Genomic DNA, 17,387 nt, shown 5'->3' with positions numbered 1-17,387 from the left:
AGGGTGTATCTGAAAAAGCCCGTAAAAAGGGAAATGCACCTTTAGCTCAGTTGGTAGAGCAACTGACTCTTAATCAGTGGGTCCCGGGTTCGAGTCCCTGAAGGTGCACCAGGAATTAGCGTTGTACGAAAGTACAATGTTGATGATAGCGTCATCGATGTTCCAACATCCAATCAGCCATCGCCTAGCGGCTCGGCTTCTTGGACAGGGACTCGGAATGATGCAACATGCCACTGGCATGTCGCATTACATTCCGACTAAAGGCGCACATGGCCCGTTGGTCAAGTGGTTAAGACAGCGGCCTCTCACGCCGTTAACATCGGTTCGAATCCGGTACGGGTCACCAAATTTCTTCTTGACAACGATAAGAAGAAATGATAAAATAAGAATGTTCTCGACTGAAGTCGATAACAGATATATAGTTGGTGTTGATTGCAGCGAGGGTCCACCTGTTCCCATTCCGAACACAGAAGTTAAGCTCGTTTGCGCCGAAAATACTTTGCGGGCGACTGCACGGGAAAATAGGTAATGCCAACATTCTATTCCTCCTTAGCTCAGTCGGTAGAGCACATGACTGTTAATCATGGGGTCGTTGGTTCGAGCCCAACAGGGGGAGCCAAAAAAGGTTGATGCCGTCACCAGGCGGTGGCGGCATCAATTCTGTTTACAATGGGCCTTTAGCTCAGTTGGTTAGAGCAACCGGCTCATAACCGGTCGGTCCCGGGTTCGAGTCCCTGAAGGCCCACCAATGAAACGGCTAAGGCGTTGTAATAGATAGGGGTATAGCTCAGCTGGTAGAGCGGCGGTCTCCAAAACCGTAGGCCGAGGGTTCGATCCCTTCTGCCCCTGCCATGGATAGCCAGGCTTTTGCCTGGCTTATCCGAGGAAATTTGATGCTGCTATAGCTCAGTCGGTAGAGCGCATCCTTGGTAAGGATGAGGTCCCCGGTTCAAATCCGGGTAGCAGCTCCACTTTTTAAAACTTTATATGCTGCTATAGCTCAGTCGGTAGAGCGCATCCTTGGTAAGGATGAGGTCCCCGGTTCAAATCCGGGTAGCAGCTCCAAAAACCGCTTGAATCTTCGGATTTGAGCGGTTTTTTCATGCGTTACGCTTTTAGTAAGGCTTTTTGGACAGAAAACGCCCCGCCCCGGAGACCGGGACGGGGCGTGCTGGGTGACGATTAGCTGTGCATATAATTAATGGCGCCGGTGTACGTCCAGCCCATGTTGAACAACATCTGGCTGACCTGCGCACGGGTCAAGCTGCCGTAGGGGTCCAGGGTGCCAATGTTGTCCACGCCGCCAATCATGCCGAGGTTATAGGCATAAAGGAGCAACTGTTCACAGCGGGCGGTGAGTTCTTCCTTGGTGCCGGACATGGACAGCGCAGCCGCCATCAGTTGGTAATTTTCGTCAATCCACTGGTGGATCGTGTCAGCGTCGGGGAAGTCATCGATGGAGTCACGGTATTCGATGTTCTTACCAGCGGCAAGAGCGGCTCTCCAGTTGTCATAGACCGTGCCCCACATGGAACCCAAAGTCAGTTTACCATTGGAAGAGATACTGTAGCACAGTCCGTTTCCGGCGTCTTTGACAAGGGCAGTTTCATATTCTGTCAAGAATTTCGTGCCACCCAGTCTGTCAATCTGCCACATAAATGTAATGGCGGCGAAGGTACGGGACGCCGTATTTTTGTCTTGCAGCGGCTTGTATTCAAAGCCCCAATCATCACTGGGCACGTTCTGTCCGTACAGTCTGGAGCGGAGGATAGTTACCTGCGCACGGGTCAGACTGTCATCAGGCCCGAACTTGCCGCCGCCATAGCCCCCAAGCAGTCCGCCTTCCGTCAGCGTCATAACGGCATCGTAATACCATGCGCCGGGGGTGACGTCAGTATAGGCATGCGTGTAGGTCTCGGCAGGGGTGTTTGGATGGTAAACGTGGTTGACCTTGCCCCATTCCTCTTCCATCGCATGGGCGGCGGGCGCTATGCTGGTCAACATCAGCGTGGCCAACAGAGCGGCAACCATTCTTCTGCAGTTCTTCATACCAAATTCCTCTCTTTCCTGAAAAAGTCGGGTTTGTGCGCGGATGCTGCCCGGCAGAACGGCCCAGGGGGCGGAAAAATTCCAGCCCCCGCGGGCTTCTGCGGGGCGAACAAAAAGGCCGTGCAGGTATGGAAATTCCCTGCACAGCCCAACAGCACACAAACCCATATAGAGAAAATCCCTTGTAAAACGCCGGGAGAATCGGTATAATGAGCGTGGCGCAAGTTTTCTTGCTGTGTGGGAGGTCTTGTCTCCTGCATAGGGTCATGGGGTGTTGCAGCACCTCATGGCCTGCCCTTATTATTCGCCTTACTGTTATTTTAGCCCATGTTGTCGCAGAGTGCAAGCGGTATTTCGCGGTTTGGTAGGTACCAGGCCGCGCTTTTTGCTGCGTCCAAAACAGAAACCAGCAGCAAGTAAGGCCCTCCGGCACAGCCGGAGGGCCTTGTACACGTTTATGCCAGTTGCGTTTCGTGCTTATATTGGATGGGTACCATTACAGCACATACTGAATTGCGTTGATGACTTTGGTGTCCAGTACACCTTTGATACCCCCAAGGACAGCGCTGATGGTATTGCCGATCCCTTGGTCCTCTTCGCCGCCAACGCCGCCGATGCGCCCCACATCCGCACTGATCATGGTCACAGCATCCTCCAGTTCTTCGCTGCACTTCACAATGGCGCAGTCCGCAATGTGCAGCCGCTCCACAATCCACTGTTTGGGAATGTCATCGGCAATCTGTACGACGGCGCAATCGCTGACCTGGAGACCCGCGGGCTGCTGCTCCAACATCCATTTGGTAATCTTGACATAGGGCTTATCCTTCAGGACGGCACCCTTGGGCCGTGCAAGTTTCACGTCTCCGGAAATCTCGGTCAAAACGGAAAGCAGAGCGTCTTTGTGCTCCTGCGGCACCGTAATGTCTCCCTGAACGTTCAGGTATTCCAGCCCGGTCCAGGCATCGCCCTGTTCGGGTACGGTCACATCTCCAATGACATACAGCTTCTTGCCGTAGCGCTCCAAGGTGGTCTCGTCCAGGGTAATATCATCCAGCACGACGGCTGTGTGGTCCGGGACGATGATGAGTTGGGCCTGTTCCTCAATCAGGTCCACCAATTCCTCCACCTTGGACTGGGCAAGGATCACTTCCTGTGCACAGAAGGAAGCGCCTTTGCTGCGCAACGCGGCGCCATCCAACTGGGGGTCCACCATAATCATCCGTTTGGCGGACCAGTACAGGCTGTGTTTCGCCCGGAGGGCAAACAGCTTGTCGATCACTGCATTGCGCTTGAGCACGATGGCCCCATCGGGATAGCAGGTGGTAGAACCGTTTACACTGACGTTGGTGAGCGCTGCATATATGCTTTCCGGACAGGTGAGAGAACCGTTGACCGCGATGCCCACGCACGGCTCCAGCTGCTTCTCGGTGCCGGGGTGGATGGTCAACACGCCATTGACCATCAGATAATATTTGGATGGGGAAACGGCATCTCGGCTATGGATTTCGAGGCTGCCATTGATGGTGCGCAAATCGGCATCCTCCGCCACCTCCACCATATTGGCACAGTCCAGGACAACGGGCAGCCGGCTCAAGGCCGCTTTTCCATCCGGACTGGTGAGCAGGGTGGCGCTGTGGATGGTAATTGTCTCGTAGTGGGCGTAGTTTTCCGCCTGTAAGGTCCTGGCGTCACAGATTGCGCAGTTGACCATTAGTTTTTTTGCCATAGTCTATTCCTCCATCATTTTTCTTGTAGTTGCTCCTTCAAGTATGCTCGACAGCGGGACAGCCGGGAACGGATGGTTCCAGCAGGGATGTTCAGCATCTGGGACAGTTCCTGAGCGGTGTAGCCGTCGAAATAGCGGAGCTGAAAGATTACCCGGTCTTGTGGGGCAACGGTTTGCAGCAGCATGGCAGTTTCAACCGCATGGATATCAGAGGGTTCTGTCATCCGGGGTTGGATGCTGTGCAACGATTCCTGCTCCAGAACGGCCCGGCGGCAGCGGTCAAAAAACAGGTTTTTGAAGGTGCGGTAAAGCCATGCCCGCTGCTGACTGGGCGACAAATCGGTTACCGTATCGGCGTGAATCAGGGCCTTGATAAAGGTCTCCTGCACCAAATCTTCCGCCAGAGTCTCGCTGCCGCTCATGCGGGCGCCGTAAGCCAACAATTCTTTTTGATACGCTTCGTATAACGCTTCCCACAAGGGTTCCTGCCTCCTTTCTGAACAGATAACGGATGGCAACAGGAAAGTGTTGCAACAAAAAAGAAAAATCGCCCGCCCTGCTGTTCCAGGGCGGGCTGCTGCTGTTTCAGGGTTCCATGCGGTTGAGCAGAAAGGACAGCTGGAGATATAAGCGCTCCGCTTCCTTTTCCAGGTCCAGCTCCACCAGCTTCCGAATGCGGTCCAATCGGTAAAAGAGGGTGCTGCGGTGGATAAACAGCGTCTTTGCCGTCTGGACCACGTTCCGTTCCAGCTGCAAATACACTTCCAGCGTGTGGTACAGCTCCGTATTGTTTTCCGCGTCGTAGGCCTGGAGCCGCCGCAACTTTTCCGAGCCTAAAAGACGGGGCTGAATCTGACGGCGGCCGCAGTCCAGCAGATAGTCCAGGGCGTAGTCCTCAAAATGGTAATACCAAAGCATACTGCCGCTGGATTTGCCGCATTGCAGGGCCACGCTGGCCTGGGTATAGCCGTCATGGAGATCGGCAAAGTTGGTCAGTTCCGTGCTGACGCCCATGCGGAACAGGCCCTCCCGCAGAATATAGGCCAGACTGCTGAGGATGGCCGCCGTGGTGGTCTGGGCCGCCGTCAGGTTGACCACCACGGCAATATCCTGACGGTACAGCAGGGCGCGGCCCTCGGTGATCTGGGCTTCGATATACCCAAAGAGACCCGCCGGGGTGATATTGCCCATCTGGGCGCTCTCCGGCGTGATTTTCAGCACAATGTAGGTGTCGTTGACATTCCAGGACAGGTACCGCAGATGGGCCTGCTGGTCCTGATAGTCCATGTTGCTGCCGTCCAGGGCCTGGACCAGAAACCGGTCCAGATCGCTGTCCAGGGACCGCCACAGCAGCTTCTGGTGGGACAGGCTCAGAGCCAGCATCTCCGAGAGGTACGTCAGATGGAGATAGTCGCTTTTCCGCAGGGGCCGTTCCAGCTCGTCCACGCAGACGCGGCCGTCGTACCGGTCGCCGTTCCACAGGTTGGCGTACAGAATCCGATATCCCCGGATGGCCGCCGAGAACATGGCCACGCGGCGCTCCACCAGAGTACCCAGATATTCCTGGTCCAGCTTGAACTCGTTGATCAGCTCCAGAGGCACCATGTCCCGGCCGGTGCGGGGCTCCTTTTCCCAGTGGAGCATCCCCTCCACCCAACGGGGACAGGCCAGAATATAAAAGTCCGTATCGTGGATGAACATGGGATTCTCAAAAATATCCCGGCTGACCTCCAGCATTTTGATCAGGGGTGTCTGACTTTGCAGGGCCCACTGGAGCGTCTTGGACCAAAGGTTGTATTTCTCGAAAATCTGCTGGAGTCCATTGTAGACATCCAGCGGGTCACAGTCCTCGGACATGGAGAGAATGGAGGACGAAAAGGAAAAATTGTGCAGGTCCGTCCGGCCGAACACAATAAAATGGACGTTTTCATAGCTGCGGAAATCCCGGTCCATGTCCTCCGGCAAAATCAGATAGACGTACTGTTCCTGGGGCCGTTGGCTCCGGCGGTAAAACCGAATTCCCGTCAGAGTGGGAGTTTCATTGCGGTTGTGAAACACATGGTCCTGCTGGCGGGCCTCCAGTTCATCGGCCAACACCTGCATGTTCAACAGATAGCGCTTTAACGGATGCTCAATGTAGACGCTTTGCATAGGACACCTCCTGATAACCGTAAGTAAATTGTAACACAGGTCCAACTGTATCGCAATATGAACAGTCCGGCTGTGCCAATTCCGCCGGAGCAAACCGTACAGTTTTCTACGGTCAGAATTCACCCGGCTGTCGGATTGTAACCGCCGCGGAACCCTCTATAATAAAAGACAAGAATTGCAGCGGGGCCAGGGCTTCGCTGTGGAAAAAAAGAGGAGGCGCACCATGAGTACAACAACCAAAAAACGCAATGGACTCAGCAAGGCTCTAAAGCGGTTCTACGGCGTAGGCGACTGCGGCTTTACCCTGATGAGCAACGTGGAAAGCTACTACTTCCAGATATTCCTGACCAATCTGGCCAAGTTCAGCCCGGCCACGGCGGCCCTGATCGGCACCATCACCACCACGGTGGATGCCTGCCTGTCCTGGATTTACGGCGCCATCATCAACAGCGTCAAGCCCGGCAAATGGGGCCGTTACCGCTCCTGGCTGGTCATGGTCCCTTGGATCATCCCCTTCCTGTATGCGTTCCAGTTTATCAAGATCGGTCCCGAACCCCTGGCCGCCGTCATCGTCGTGCTGGCCTTTGTCTCCAGCCACGTGGCCTGGAACTTCCCCTATGTGGCCAATGTGGCCATGATCTCCGTGGCCGGTAAGACGCCGGATGAGCGGGCCCAGCTGGCCTCCACCCGCGGCGCCTGGGCCAACTTCTCCAAAGTCATTTTCTCCTACATCTGCCCTGTGGTGGCCACCTTCTTTGCCGGCATTGTCGGTGAGACCAACAAGTACGGCGCTACGGCGTTCGTCCTGGCCTGCGTTATGGCGGCTCTGTACTATGCCCACTTCAAGATGTTCGACGGATACGAAATCGTGGAGGATGTGGACGCGGCCAAGGCCAAAATCAAAAAGCAGGAGAAGCAGAAGGGCGGTCTGCTGAAGGCCCTCGTTCAGAATCCCCCCCTGATGGCCCTGATGCTGGCAGACTTGGCCAAATTCCTGTTCAACTTCGTCGTGGCCGGTTCCGCTGCCTACTATTTCCTGTACATCGCCAAGGACACCGACGACAAGCTGCTGGCATTTTACATTCTGATTTCCAACATCTTCTGTGTGGTCGGTTCCTACGCCGCCAAGACGCTGGCCAAGAAGTTCAGCTCCCGCAATACCGTCATCAGTATGTTCTTCATCATGGCTGTGGTGCTGGTGGCCGCCAACTTCCTGTATGGCAGCATCAATGTGGTCATCGTGCTCATGTCCCTGGCCCAGCTGGGCTACGGCGTGGCTTACTCCCTGACCCCTGCCCTCTATGCCGATACCATCATCTACGCCGAGTGGAAGACCGGCAAGAACGCCACCGGCTGGATCTCCGGCCTCCAGAACGTGCCCCTGAAGCTGGGCGTCCTGGCCCGCGGCATCGTCATCCCCGCCTGTCTGGCCGTGGCCAACTTCGAGGCCGACGCCGTGGACCTCAACAACGTGGCCCCCGAGCTGGAAAAGGCCATCTGCCTGGCCTTTATGATCGTCCCCGCCATTGCCCTGGTGGTGGCTGCTCTGCTGATGCTCTTCGGCTTCCGTCTGACCAAAGAGAAAGTCATCCAGTATCAGGATGAAATCGCCGCAAGAAAATCCGCCGCTTAAAATCCATTAGGAGGTACCATTCATGGCTGTTTTTAACGAAAAAGAACTGGAAATCATTGGTGAATACAATATGCCCGGCATCTACGGCGCGCCGGACGCCATCGTGCCGAAGCACAATTACCCCATTACCCCCAAGGAAAATATGCTGCGGATGCTCCGGGGAGAGATGCCCCTGTGGGTACCCAATCAGACGCTGGACAACAACGCCATTCAGCCCGATATCATGCCCGACGCCCATGCCCGCAACCACGGCGGCAAGGACTGGTTCGGCATCGAGTGGGAGTATGAGCCCCTGACCAAGGCGGCCATGGTCAAACCCGGCACCCGCGCCCTGTCCGACCTGACCAACTGGCGGGAGGAACTGACGTTCCCCGACCTGAGCAAGATCGACTGGCAGAAGGACTACGAGGAAAACTACAAGGGCCGCATTGCTGAGGACCGCTTTTCCTACTTCGTCATCGTCAACGGCTTTTTTGAGCGGCTGGCGGACCTGACCAGCTTTGAAGACGCCTTCTGCTATCTGCTGGAGGAGCCGGAGGAATTGACGGCGTTCTATGACAAGCTGGCCGAGTGGCACATTGAGCTCATTAAAATTGCCAAGAAATATTACAATGCCGACATGATTCTGTTCCATGACGACATGGGCACCCAGATCAGCACGTTCTTCTCGCCCAACACGTTCCGGGAGCTGTTTCTGCCCCAGTATCAGAAGGTCACCAAGGCCGCCCACGACCTGGGGATGTACATTGCCATGCACTCCTGCGGCTGCATCAAGACGCTGATGCCCTTGATTATTGAAGCGGGCTTCGACGCCTGGGAGGGCCAGGACAGCGCCAACGACAAGGCCGCCATCATGCGGGAGTATGGAAAGGATTTGGCACAGCTGGCCCTGTATATCATCCCCGCCGATATGTCCACCGAGGATGCCATTGCGGACATCCACAAGCGGGTGGATGAGCTGGCGATGACCGGCCGCTTTGCCTGCCGCCTGCGGGATGAAAAGACCGACCGGGAAGTGAATCTGGCTGACGAGCTGTATCGCTACAGCCGTCTCAAATATCTGGAGTTGGCAGAAAAGGCATAAGACGAAAGCTAGGGCGCGTTGCAACGAATGTTGCAACGCGCCCTTGTTGTCCTGTGCGGCAGTAACAGGAAAAAAATAGAAAGCTTTTACTCAATTTTTTCTCGAAAAAATTGCGGTGTCCAGAGGCAGAGCCTCTGGTCGCGCCGCGCACGGCGCGAAATTCCCAATCGTCCCAAAGCGACATCCGCAGATGGCGCAATCCCCACGGCAAAGCCGTAAGGCCGCCGTCCCCACCCCGTTAGCGGGTGGCGGACGGCGGCCTTCTTGTGCGGTACCGGGCACCGTTGTTCACCGCACTGGGGCGCAATAGTAACCCCCTGCGGGCGGTGGTACACATTGATTCAGTCCTACGTTCTTTGTGTTGGTGCGTCGGTGTTCGTGGGTTGGTATATGGCCCCCGCCGTCCACCCCCACAGGGGCGGCGGCGGGAACCATGGGACCGTCATGGACGGTCCCGGGGATTGCGCCATCTGCGGATGGCGCTTTGGAACGCTGGGGTGTTTCGCCCGTTGCGACGGGCGGGAATTTCGCCCCGTGCGCGGGGCGACCGGGGGCGCTGCCCCCTGGACCCCTGCGATTTTTTGAAAAAAATCGAGTAAAACTTTTAACTGTTTTGCCTTTTGAGGTGGTGCTGTGCAGAAAAACGGCGCCGCAGCTGCGGCGCCGTCTGTGTACATTATCCGATTCCGTAATGCTCTTTGTTGTAGCGGGAAATCTCGTCATCAATGATGGGGTCGGAGTGGGGGAAGATGGTTCCCTTGAGACCGTAGGTGATGCAGGGGATGAAGTGGCCGCCGGGGGCGTAGGCGTCGCAGGCGCGGCGCACGTCGGCGCGAATCTCCTCCTCCGTGGAATCGGCCCGGTCCACCACAGAGGCTTCCAGACCGCCCATGAGGACCATCCGGCCGTCCAGCTGCTTCTGAATCTTGGGGATATCGTTCTGGGGCAATACGCCCTGCCAGATATCCACGCCGATGTCCACCATATCCTCCACAATGGGCTCGCAGAAGGAGTCGGCATGGTGCATGACAATCACGCCATGGTCCTTCATATAGCCGTAAATGCGCTTGTAATGGTCCTTGAAATACTCGCGCCAGACGTCGGGCTTCATAAACAGGCTGTCCTTGGCGCCCCAGTCGTCGTGGGAGAGGATGACGTCGGGTTTCAGATTGTCCACCAGCAGCTTGGCATACTGGAAGCGGTACTCCGCGATGGCGTCCACCAGATCGTGCATGTCGTCGGGCTCCAGCAGCAGATTCACCAGGGTGTCTTCAAAGCCCATCAGGTAATGGCACTGTTCAAAAATGCCCGTACCCATAAAGCCCATGGTCAGATACTGGTCGTGGTCCACGGCGGCGGCGAAAGCCTGGCACTCCTCCCAGCCGTCGGAGCAGTTGGCCACCAGATCCGGCACCTTCACTGTGTCCCGCCAGCAGGTGATGTCGGGACAGACCTTGTTCTCGTCGGTCACATGGGGCATGGGACCGGGGGCATCCTCGGGGAACAGAATCTGCGTGCCCCATTTGTCCACCGACGTCACGCCGCGCTTGCGGTTGCCGCGGGTGTACTTTTGCAGGGGGTCATTCATAATGGGGACAAAGGGTTCATACTGACGAATCAGCCGGTCGGGCTTTCCGTCGCGCTTGAGGGTCTCCAGCAGTAATTCCTTGGGTGTCATCATGGTTCTGTGTCCTCCAATGCAAATGATATTGTGCATTTTTGATAACAACAGTATACCATGGAAACACTGGATTGGGCAATTCTACAAACGGTTTTACGGTGCATCCATCAGATCAGACGGTTTGACGGATGGGCAGCAGAAAAAAGATGTGGTATCCTATAGTTTAGTATAGGATTTGCGCAAATGCCTGCCGGATTGGACCGAGGCCGCTTCTGCATGCGCCCCTTACGAACGCTTTGCCGGGGTGCGTCGGGCCTGCTGGTCCATGCCATTGGAGGGCGCCATGCGTTTCAGCTGATTCGCCAACCCGGATACTTCCTCCACCATTGCGGCCGTCTCTTCTGCCAGGGCCGCCATATCTTGTCCCACAGCGGAAATTTGCTCCATGTCCTGCTGGATGGCTTCGGTCCGAACGACCTGCTCATCAGCAGCCACAGGAATCCGCTCGATTTTTTTTGCCAAATCGCCAATGCCGCAGACCAGATTGTCCAGCGATACGGAGGATTCCTCCGCAATCTCGTTGCTGGCCCGCACGACCCGCTGGCATTCTGCCACGATGCTCTCCGTTTCCGCCGCTGCGTTGGCGCTGTTGGCCGCCAGAGTGCGAACTTCACCGGCTACAACCGCGAAGCCTTTTCCCGCCGCTCCGGCCCGCGCGGCTTCCACCGCCGCGTTTAACGCCAGAATATTGGTCTGAAACGCAATGTCGTTGATGGTTTTGCTGATGGCAGAGATTCTGCTCAGGCTGTCGCCGATGGTTTCGACAGCGTTCACAAGGCCCTTGATCTGTTCGCTTCCTGTGGCGATGCGTTTCTCCATATCGTCGGAAGCCGCTTTGGCCTGCGAGGACAGTTCTTTGACCTGTAGGGCTTTCTCCTTGAGGCCGGCGGTCTCCGCCCGAGCATTTTCAACAGACGCGGCCTGTTCCGTCGAGCCGGAGGCCATGGTGCCGGACTTTCCGGCAAGATTATCCGATTGCGTGGACAACTGCGACGCGATCTCCAAAATCCGGCGAAGAAGCGCCTGCTGCGTTTCCATCATCTGTTCTGTCTGGGCCTGCTTCTGGTCCAAATCCGCAACTGTTTTTTCAACTGCGGCCCGTCCGTCCTCCGCTTCCATCAAATAGGTATTGCAGGCTTTTACGCTGGACAGGGTCAGAATCAGCGAGATGACCAGCGCCACGCACAACTCCACAAGAATGACAGGCTCCGCAATCAGTGCGCCCTGCTGATAGCTCATGATGATGATCTGCAAACCGTAGCAGCACACGCTACAGGCAAAGCTGGCTTTCACAAGCGTGGCGGATAGAAACAGGATACTGATAATCACTGCGCAGATATATAACGGAACGGCCACAATGAACGTACCGTTCAGAGTGGTTGCGACAAACACCAAAATATTGATCATCACCAAACTGTAACAGGAGAATGCTGTTACAGTTTTTTCCGTTGCCAGAAAGCGGCAGGGGATAAACACCGCCGCGCCCAGAGCAAACAGGAGCGCCGCGTTGGTGTAGCGTCCCTTAAAAAGATACAGGACACAAAAAACTACGACTGTGGCTCCTATGATGTATGAAATCAAACGCAGCATTTTCTCATTTCTCATCATCTACTACCTCTTCTTTCTGTCGGTACAGCGGCAGACGGATCTCGTCTTCTACTCGGGAATCATGCGGTGTCAAAAGCGAGCCGTTACACGACGGCGCTGCATACGCAGCCGGGCGACGTGCTGCTGTCGGATACAAACAGGGCATTCTTACAATCTGCCAACTGTAGGAATGCCCTGTTGCACGGTGTGTACTTTTTCCTTGCGTTGCCGTTGGAGACCGTTCGCTTTTTAATATTATCGGCTGGCCGACGCAAAAAGTTAAGGAAAAGAATGGTTTATAATTTCCGGCAGCTGTTTCTGGTCATGGCCGTGCGCCCAAAACACCCGTTTTTTTGGAATCCCCAGAAATCCGATGGAATCCATGGTGTTTACGGCTGTACGCCGCAATGGGCGACAGCTTCCTGGGCAATCACACAGCTGTCGGTGAAGGGGCAGTTGAAAAAGGAACAGTCACAGTCGGACAGTTTGCGGCCCGCTTCCGTCACTTCGTAGGAAAAGAACACCCGTCGGGTCTGATCCTGTTGGCGGCAGAAGCCGCTGAACAGCTGTTCTTCCTCCATGGTTACGCCTCCTTTCCGACCACCTGCCACGCTTCCACCAGCCGGGGCAGCTGCCAGACGGCGTTGGCCGGACTGGTGGAGGGCAGGAGACGGGCTTCCAGGCCCGTGCGGGATTGCTGGTGCTTCCGGTACAGCCGGTAGGCCGTGGAGCCGTTGCAGTAGATCGCTTCGATGGGGGCGTGGTCCAGAATCCGGGACAGGTCCGTGGGGACCGGGTCCCGGATGGAGGCGTCGGAGGAACCGGTGATTTCGCACCGGTCGATGACGTCCCACAGAGCCAGCCCGTGGTCCAGAATCAGGCGGCGCTTTTCCTCAATGGTCTCCGGCACGGGACAGCCAAAGACGGCGGCCAGGACCTTCCAGAACCGGTTCTGCGGATGATGGTAGAAAAACATCCCCTCCCGGGATTTCACCGACGGAAAGCTGCCCAGAATCAGCACCCTGGACCGCTCGTTGAACAGCGGCGGCAGGGGATGATGGACCGTCACCGCTGCAGCGCCGCCAGCAGGGCGTCCACGGCCTCGGGCTTGGTGGCCCAGGAGGTGACAAAGCGGACGGCGGTATGGGTGTCGCTGACGGGGGCCCAATGCTCAAAGCTGAACGCCTGTTCCAGCCGGGCAATCTGGTTGTTTTCCAGAATGGGGAACAGTTGATTGGTGGGGGAGTCCACCACCATTTCATAGCCCAGGGCCTTGAGACCGGCGCTGAGTCGGGCGGCCTGCTCGTTGGCATGGGCGCCGGCCTGGAGCCACAGGTCGTCGTCGAGAATGGTGGAGAATTGCAGGCCCAGCAGACGGCCCTTGGCCAGCATGCCGCCCCGCTGCTTGATGGCGTGGCGGAACCCGCCCTTGAGGCTGTCCCGGGTGATGACCAGGGCTTCACCGAAGAGCAAACCGTTCTTGGTGCCGCCGATGTAGAAGGCGTCGCACAGGTCGGCCAGGTCCTCCGGCGTCACCTTGTTGCCGGGACTGGTCAGCGCCGGGGCCAGTCGGGCGCCGTCCAAAAAGAGATAGAGACCCAGCTCCCGGCAGGTGTGGGAGATGTCCTCCAACTCCTTTTTGGTGTAGACCGTGCCAAGTTCCGTGGCGTTGGAGAGGTATACCAGCTTGGGGGCGACCATGTGCTCATCTTTGCCGCTGCCATGGGCGGCGAAGACGGTGCGAATGGCGTCCGCCGTCAGTTTGCCGTCCACATGGGGGACGGTGCAGATTTTATGGCCCGTGGCCTCAATGGCCCCGGTCTCATGGACGTTGATGTGGCCCGTATCGGCGGCAATGACTGCTTCCCAGGGCCGCAGGGCCGCGGCGATGACCGTCTGATTGGTCTGGGTGCCGCCCACGAGAAAATGCACATCGGCATCGGGACATTGGAACCGCTGGCGAATCTTCTCAGCGGCCTCCCGGCAATAGGGGTCCAGCCCATAGCCCACGGCGGAGCAGAGGTTGGTACGGTTCAGCGCCTCCATGACCTGGGGCAGCGCGCCCTCCGAATAGTCGTTGCGGAAAAAATACATGAAAATTCCGTCCTTTTTTATCGGGCAGCGCCGCACCAGGTTTCTTGTCAGAGGATGTGGTGCTGCCGCAAGAATCATACGCAGTTATTATACGTCTGCCGTGGGGGAACGTCAATGGAGACTTCGGCAGCCGGTGACAGACCGGAGCCAACGGGTGTCGGGGGCCGTCCAGGCGGCGGTGGAGAGCAGCAGGACACCGAAGACCACGCCGAAGACGGCCACCGCCAGCAGACAGGCCACCAGAGACGGCAGGGACAGGGCGGCGGCGGTACCGGCGGCCAGGGCCGCGGCCACGGTGCAGCCCAGGACCTTGCAGATGTAGGAAACCCGGGGCGTATAGCCGGTGACCGTCAGCAGGTGGGCCAGACTGAGATAGAAGTTGAGAAAATGGGTCAGGGTAAAGGTGAAGAAATACCCGGCGATGCCGAACCGGGGCAGCAGCAGGAACAGGAACACCACGTCCAACAGATTGGTCAGGGTGTTGACCCGGACGCAGTAGACCTGTTCGCCCAGCCCCTTGTGCATTCCATCCACCAGGGTGTCCATGAACAGGACCACCACCAGGGGGGAGAAGAGCCGCAGATACAGCCCCGCCGTCTCACTGTGGTACAGCAGATCGCAGAGGGGGCCGGACAGGGCGTAGCACAGCCCGGCCACGGCGGCGGAGAACAACAGGCCCATGCGAAGGCACCGGTCCGTCAGATGGTGGATGCGCCGCCGGTCCAGCGCCGCCCGGCAGCGGGCCAGCTCCGGCACCAGCAGATCGGCCAGGGCCAGAAAGACGATGGCCGGAAACATCATCACCGGGAACACCATGCCGTGGATGGTGCCGTAGTCGGCCATGGCCTGTTCTGAGGAGCCGCCGGAGCGGGACAATCCCCGGGGAATCAGCAGATGTTCCGTGGTGGACAGGGCCGAACGCAGGGTGTCGTTGGCCGCCAGGGGAACACACAGGCGGAAGAGCCGCCGCCACATGGACAGTCCGGCGGGAATGGGTCCGGTCCGATGGCCCAGGGCCAGGCCCAGCAGCACCACCAGGGTGATGCCTGTGGCGGTGCTGTTGCCCAGATGGATGCTGATGCAGGCCCGTTCCACATCGCTGCCGGCCCACAGGCCCAGCAGTGCCACGGTGGCAAGGATGGACAGAAGCTGTTCCAGCAGCTCCACCCACACCAGGGGCTTGAGACGGCCGCAGGCCGTGAAATATCCGGCCATGACAGACCAGAGGCAGTTGACCGGCATGGCCCAGGCCAGGACCCGGAGACTGGAGGCGGCCCGGATGTCCCGAATCCAGGAGACGGCGATCCAATCAGCGGCCCGGTGGAGAATCATCCCGCCCAGGACACTGGCGATCAGCCCATAGAGCAGGCAGCACAGCAGGGCCTTGCGCATGCCGCCGGGACGGCGGGCGCCGTACTCCTCCGCCGTCAGATACATGGCGGCCACCCGGACCCCGGCGGTGCTGATGGTCATGGCCAGAAAGCTCACCGACAGAATCAGCTGCAACAGGCCGATTCCGGCGGCGCCGATGCGGTTGGAAAGATACACCTGAAAGCACATGGCGCTGCCCCGCAGGCCCAGATTGGCCGCCGTCAGCAGCAGCGTGCCGCGAAAAAGAGAATGGCGCTTCAAAAAAATCACCCCTGTCCAAGGATATTGGACAGGGGCGGAAATTAGACATCCGATTGTTTATGCCAGTTTCACCGTGTAGTAGACGGCGGCGGCCAGCTCGAAGGCGGCAACAGCAAAGATGCAGTAGTAGGCGAAGACAGAGCCAAGGAAGGCGGCAACAGCCAGGCACAGGACCCACACCACACAGCTGAGGTAGACGGGCAGGGGAGAGGTGTTGGCCGTGGCGATGGCAATGGAGCGCTTGCCCAGCTTGAGGATGCCGTCGTCGGTTCTGCGGGCTTTGAAGACCACCAGGGCCACCACGGCAATGACGACAACCAGCAGCGCATAGAGGGCCATGACAAAGAGACGGCCGCTGTAGAGACGGCTCAGGGCGTAGAACACGCCGCCGGCTGCCACATTGACGCAGGACAGCAGGAAGAACTCCGGCTGATAGAGCAGGGCGATCATATAGAGGACCGTCACCGCAATATACACCGCGTACAGATAGGGAATATAGCTGACCCAGGTGACGTACAGCACCCAGCAGCTCAGGGCGACAACCAGGAAGAAGATGCCCAGAATCCAGGAGAACGCGTGGAGCAGGGGCCGCAGGCGGCGGCTGTAGAACCACAGACCCACGGAAGCGAGGAACAGCACCGACGAAGCGATGCCCACGCCCAGCAGAACGGTTTGGGTGGTAAACATGGTGCCCACCACCGAATAATATCGGCTGGTGATCTGAAGCCCCACCAGCAGCACACAGAGCATAACCAGCGCTGCCATGATCTTGTAGATGACGGAGTCATCGTCGTGATTGGATTTCTTTTGCGGCATGGGCCGCTGACGCATAGCCATTTGATCATACATTCCTTTTCTGATAGAGTCAGTCCAGCTCGCCACAGGCGAACAGCAGTGCCGTCAAGGCACAGAGCGGCGCTGTCTCACAGCGCAGAATTCGCGGACCCAGGGTACACACCGCCAGTCCGGCGGCGGCGGCTTCCTCCACCTCCGACGGCTCGAAGCCGCCTTCGGGCCCCGTGAGAATGGCGGCGGTGGAAAAGGGTCCCTGTTCCACCCGGCTGCGGAAGGTCACAGCCCGCTCGTTCTCGTAGAGCAGGGCGGCGCAGTCGCAGGCTGCCGCCTCCGCCACGGCCGCGGCAAAGGAGGGAACGGCCCGCACCGTGGGAATCCGGCCGCGGCCGCTCTGTTCCGCCGCCGACGCGGCAATTTTCTGCCAGCGCTCCAGCTTTTTGGCCAGACTTCGGTCATCGGGCCGGGAGACACAGCGGGCGGAAGGAAAGGCCACAATCTCCCAGGCGCCCAGCTCCGTCGCTTTCTGAATCACATGTTCCAGCTTGTCGGACTTGGCAAAGGCCATGTAGACTGCGGCCCGCAGATGGGGTTCCGAAGCAGAGGGGGCGCAGCCCCGAACGGTCAGCACCAGACGGTCGGATGTCAGTTCCGCCACGATGCAGTCATAGTCGGTTCCGGCGCCGTCGCAGACCGCCACGGCGTCGCCGGGACGCAGCCGCAGCACGCGGGCATGGGCCGCCTGCTGTCCCGTCAGGACAATGGCGCCGTCCACAGGACCGCCGTCCGAAAGAAAAAATCTCGGCAAGGGAAAACCTCCGTATCTCTGCAATTTACAACAAAATTCATTATATCAGAAACATTCCCGATACGCAAGCCGAAAAAGCGTCCATTTTTTACAGCCGACAAAAAATTCTGTTGACAAATCCTGTGCATGCCGTTATAATAATCGACGCAT

Annotated in this window: 14 protein-coding genes, 7 tRNA genes and 1 rRNA gene; 10 read left to right on the top strand and 12 right to left on the bottom strand. The window is 57.8% G+C overall.

Features of this window, described 5'->3' with window-relative positions; translation table 11 throughout:
* The first annotated feature begins 35 nt into the window (after positions 1 to 35).
* From ACTQ33_RS01800 to ACTQ33_RS01765, 8 genes are all read left to right on the top strand, one after another.
* Positions 36 to 111 (top strand) — tRNA-Lys (locus ACTQ33_RS01800).
* 160 nt (positions 112 to 271) lie between these two features.
* Positions 272 to 346, top strand: a tRNA-Glu gene (locus ACTQ33_RS01795).
* Between the two features lie 75 nt (positions 347 to 421).
* Positions 422 to 537 (top strand): 5S ribosomal RNA (rrf, locus tag ACTQ33_RS01790).
* A 6-nt stretch (positions 538 to 543) separates the two neighbouring features.
* Positions 544 to 619 (top strand) — tRNA-Asn (locus ACTQ33_RS01785).
* A gap of 52 nt (positions 620 to 671) precedes the next feature.
* Positions 672 to 748, top strand: a tRNA-Ile gene (locus tag ACTQ33_RS01780).
* Between the two features lie 28 nt (positions 749 to 776).
* Positions 777 to 852 (top strand) — tRNA-Trp (locus ACTQ33_RS01775).
* Between the two features lie 43 nt (positions 853 to 895).
* A tRNA-Thr gene (locus ACTQ33_RS01770) sits at positions 896 to 971 on the top strand.
* A gap of 18 nt (positions 972 to 989) precedes the next feature.
* Positions 990 to 1,065, top strand: a tRNA-Thr gene (locus ACTQ33_RS01765).
* A 117-nt stretch (positions 1,066 to 1,182) separates the two neighbouring features.
* On the opposite strand, the gene ACTQ33_RS01760 is transcribed toward ACTQ33_RS01765, so the two are convergent.
* The 4 genes from ACTQ33_RS01760 to ACTQ33_RS01745 form a co-directional block, all read right to left on the bottom strand.
* A complete protein-coding gene (locus ACTQ33_RS01760) occupies positions 1,183 to 2,049 on the bottom strand; it encodes an S-layer homology domain-containing protein (protein WP_441461611.1) in 867 nt (288 codons plus the stop codon).
* A gap of 496 nt (positions 2,050 to 2,545) precedes the next feature.
* Positions 2,546 to 3,775, bottom strand: coding sequence for a hypothetical protein (locus tag ACTQ33_RS01755; protein WP_441461609.1), 1,230 nt, complete (start codon positions 3,773 to 3,775; stop codon positions 2,546 to 2,548).
* A gap of 14 nt (positions 3,776 to 3,789) precedes the next feature.
* Positions 3,790 to 4,254 carry an RNA polymerase sigma factor gene (locus ACTQ33_RS01750; protein WP_441461607.1) on the bottom strand — a complete coding sequence of 155 codons (465 nt, stop codon included), beginning with the start codon at positions 4,252 to 4,254 and terminating at the stop codon, positions 3,790 to 3,792.
* A 106-nt stretch (positions 4,255 to 4,360) separates the two neighbouring features.
* Complete coding sequence (locus tag ACTQ33_RS01745) at positions 4,361 to 5,926, bottom strand: PucR family transcriptional regulator (protein WP_441461605.1); 1,566 nt, start codon at positions 5,924 to 5,926, stop codon at positions 4,361 to 4,363.
* A gap of 223 nt (positions 5,927 to 6,149) precedes the next feature.
* Between ACTQ33_RS01745 and ACTQ33_RS01740 the strand changes: the two genes are divergently transcribed.
* Both ACTQ33_RS01740 and ACTQ33_RS01735 read left to right on the top strand, forming a co-directional pair.
* Positions 6,150 to 7,559: an MFS transporter gene (locus ACTQ33_RS01740; RefSeq protein ID WP_441461603.1), complete on the top strand. Its 1,410-nt coding sequence runs from the start codon at positions 6,150 to 6,152 to the stop codon at positions 7,557 to 7,559.
* Between the two features lie 22 nt (positions 7,560 to 7,581).
* Positions 7,582 to 8,643 (top strand): uroporphyrinogen decarboxylase family protein, encoded by a 1,062-nt coding sequence (locus ACTQ33_RS01735; RefSeq protein ID WP_441461602.1) that lies wholly within the window; start codon positions 7,582 to 7,584, stop codon positions 8,641 to 8,643.
* Between the two features lie 676 nt (positions 8,644 to 9,319).
* Here ACTQ33_RS01735 and ACTQ33_RS01730 read toward each other — a convergent pair.
* The 8 genes from ACTQ33_RS01730 to ACTQ33_RS01695 all read right to left on the bottom strand — a co-directional run bounded on the left by ACTQ33_RS01730 (position 9,320) and on the right by ACTQ33_RS01695 (position 17,237).
* On the bottom strand, positions 9,320 to 10,324 hold the full coding sequence (locus ACTQ33_RS01730; RefSeq protein WP_441461600.1) for a uroporphyrinogen decarboxylase family protein: 1,005 nt from the start codon (positions 10,322 to 10,324) through the stop codon (positions 9,320 to 9,322).
* A gap of 225 nt (positions 10,325 to 10,549) precedes the next feature.
* The gene (locus tag ACTQ33_RS01725) at positions 10,550 to 11,932 is read right to left on the bottom strand and encodes a methyl-accepting chemotaxis protein (protein WP_441461598.1); all 1,383 of its coding nucleotides are present in this window, start codon (positions 11,930 to 11,932) and stop codon (positions 10,550 to 10,552) included.
* Positions 11,933 to 12,300: 368 nt separating this feature from the next.
* Positions 12,301 to 12,492, bottom strand: a complete 192-nt coding sequence (locus ACTQ33_RS01720) for a hypothetical protein (protein WP_441461596.1) — start codon at positions 12,490 to 12,492, stop codon at positions 12,301 to 12,303.
* Positions 12,493 to 12,494: 2 nt separating this feature from the next.
* Positions 12,495 to 12,980: a DNA-deoxyinosine glycosylase gene (locus ACTQ33_RS01715; RefSeq protein ID WP_441461595.1), complete on the bottom strand. Its 486-nt coding sequence runs from the start codon at positions 12,978 to 12,980 to the stop codon at positions 12,495 to 12,497.
* On the bottom strand, positions 12,977 to 14,005 hold the full coding sequence (locus tag ACTQ33_RS01710; protein ID WP_441461593.1) for a threonine aldolase family protein: 1,029 nt from the start codon (positions 14,003 to 14,005) through the stop codon (positions 12,977 to 12,979). The genes ACTQ33_RS01715 and ACTQ33_RS01710 overlap by 4 nt, the downstream gene beginning before the upstream one ends.
* A gap of 111 nt (positions 14,006 to 14,116) precedes the next feature.
* A complete protein-coding gene (locus ACTQ33_RS01705; protein ID WP_441461592.1) occupies positions 14,117 to 15,637 on the bottom strand; it encodes an oligosaccharide flippase family protein in 1,521 nt (506 codons plus the stop codon).
* Positions 15,638 to 15,694: 57 nt separating this feature from the next.
* Positions 15,695 to 16,474, bottom strand: coding sequence for a hypothetical protein (locus tag ACTQ33_RS01700; RefSeq protein ID WP_441461590.1), 780 nt, complete (start codon positions 16,472 to 16,474; stop codon positions 15,695 to 15,697).
* Positions 16,475 to 16,502: 28 nt separating this feature from the next.
* Positions 16,503 to 17,237 carry a 16S rRNA (uracil(1498)-N(3))-methyltransferase gene (locus ACTQ33_RS01695; protein ID WP_441461588.1) on the bottom strand — a complete coding sequence of 245 codons (735 nt, stop codon included), beginning with the start codon at positions 17,235 to 17,237 and terminating at the stop codon, positions 16,503 to 16,505.
* Positions 17,238 to 17,387: the final 150 nt, after the last annotated feature.

The sequence above is a fragment of the Candidatus Avoscillospira sp. LCP25S3_F1 genome, assembly GCF_052117125.1.
In the GTDB taxonomy this organism is placed as follows: Bacteria; Bacillota; Clostridia; order Oscillospirales; family Oscillospiraceae; genus Avoscillospira_A.
This window is presented reverse-complemented; position numbering and strand designations above follow the sequence as displayed.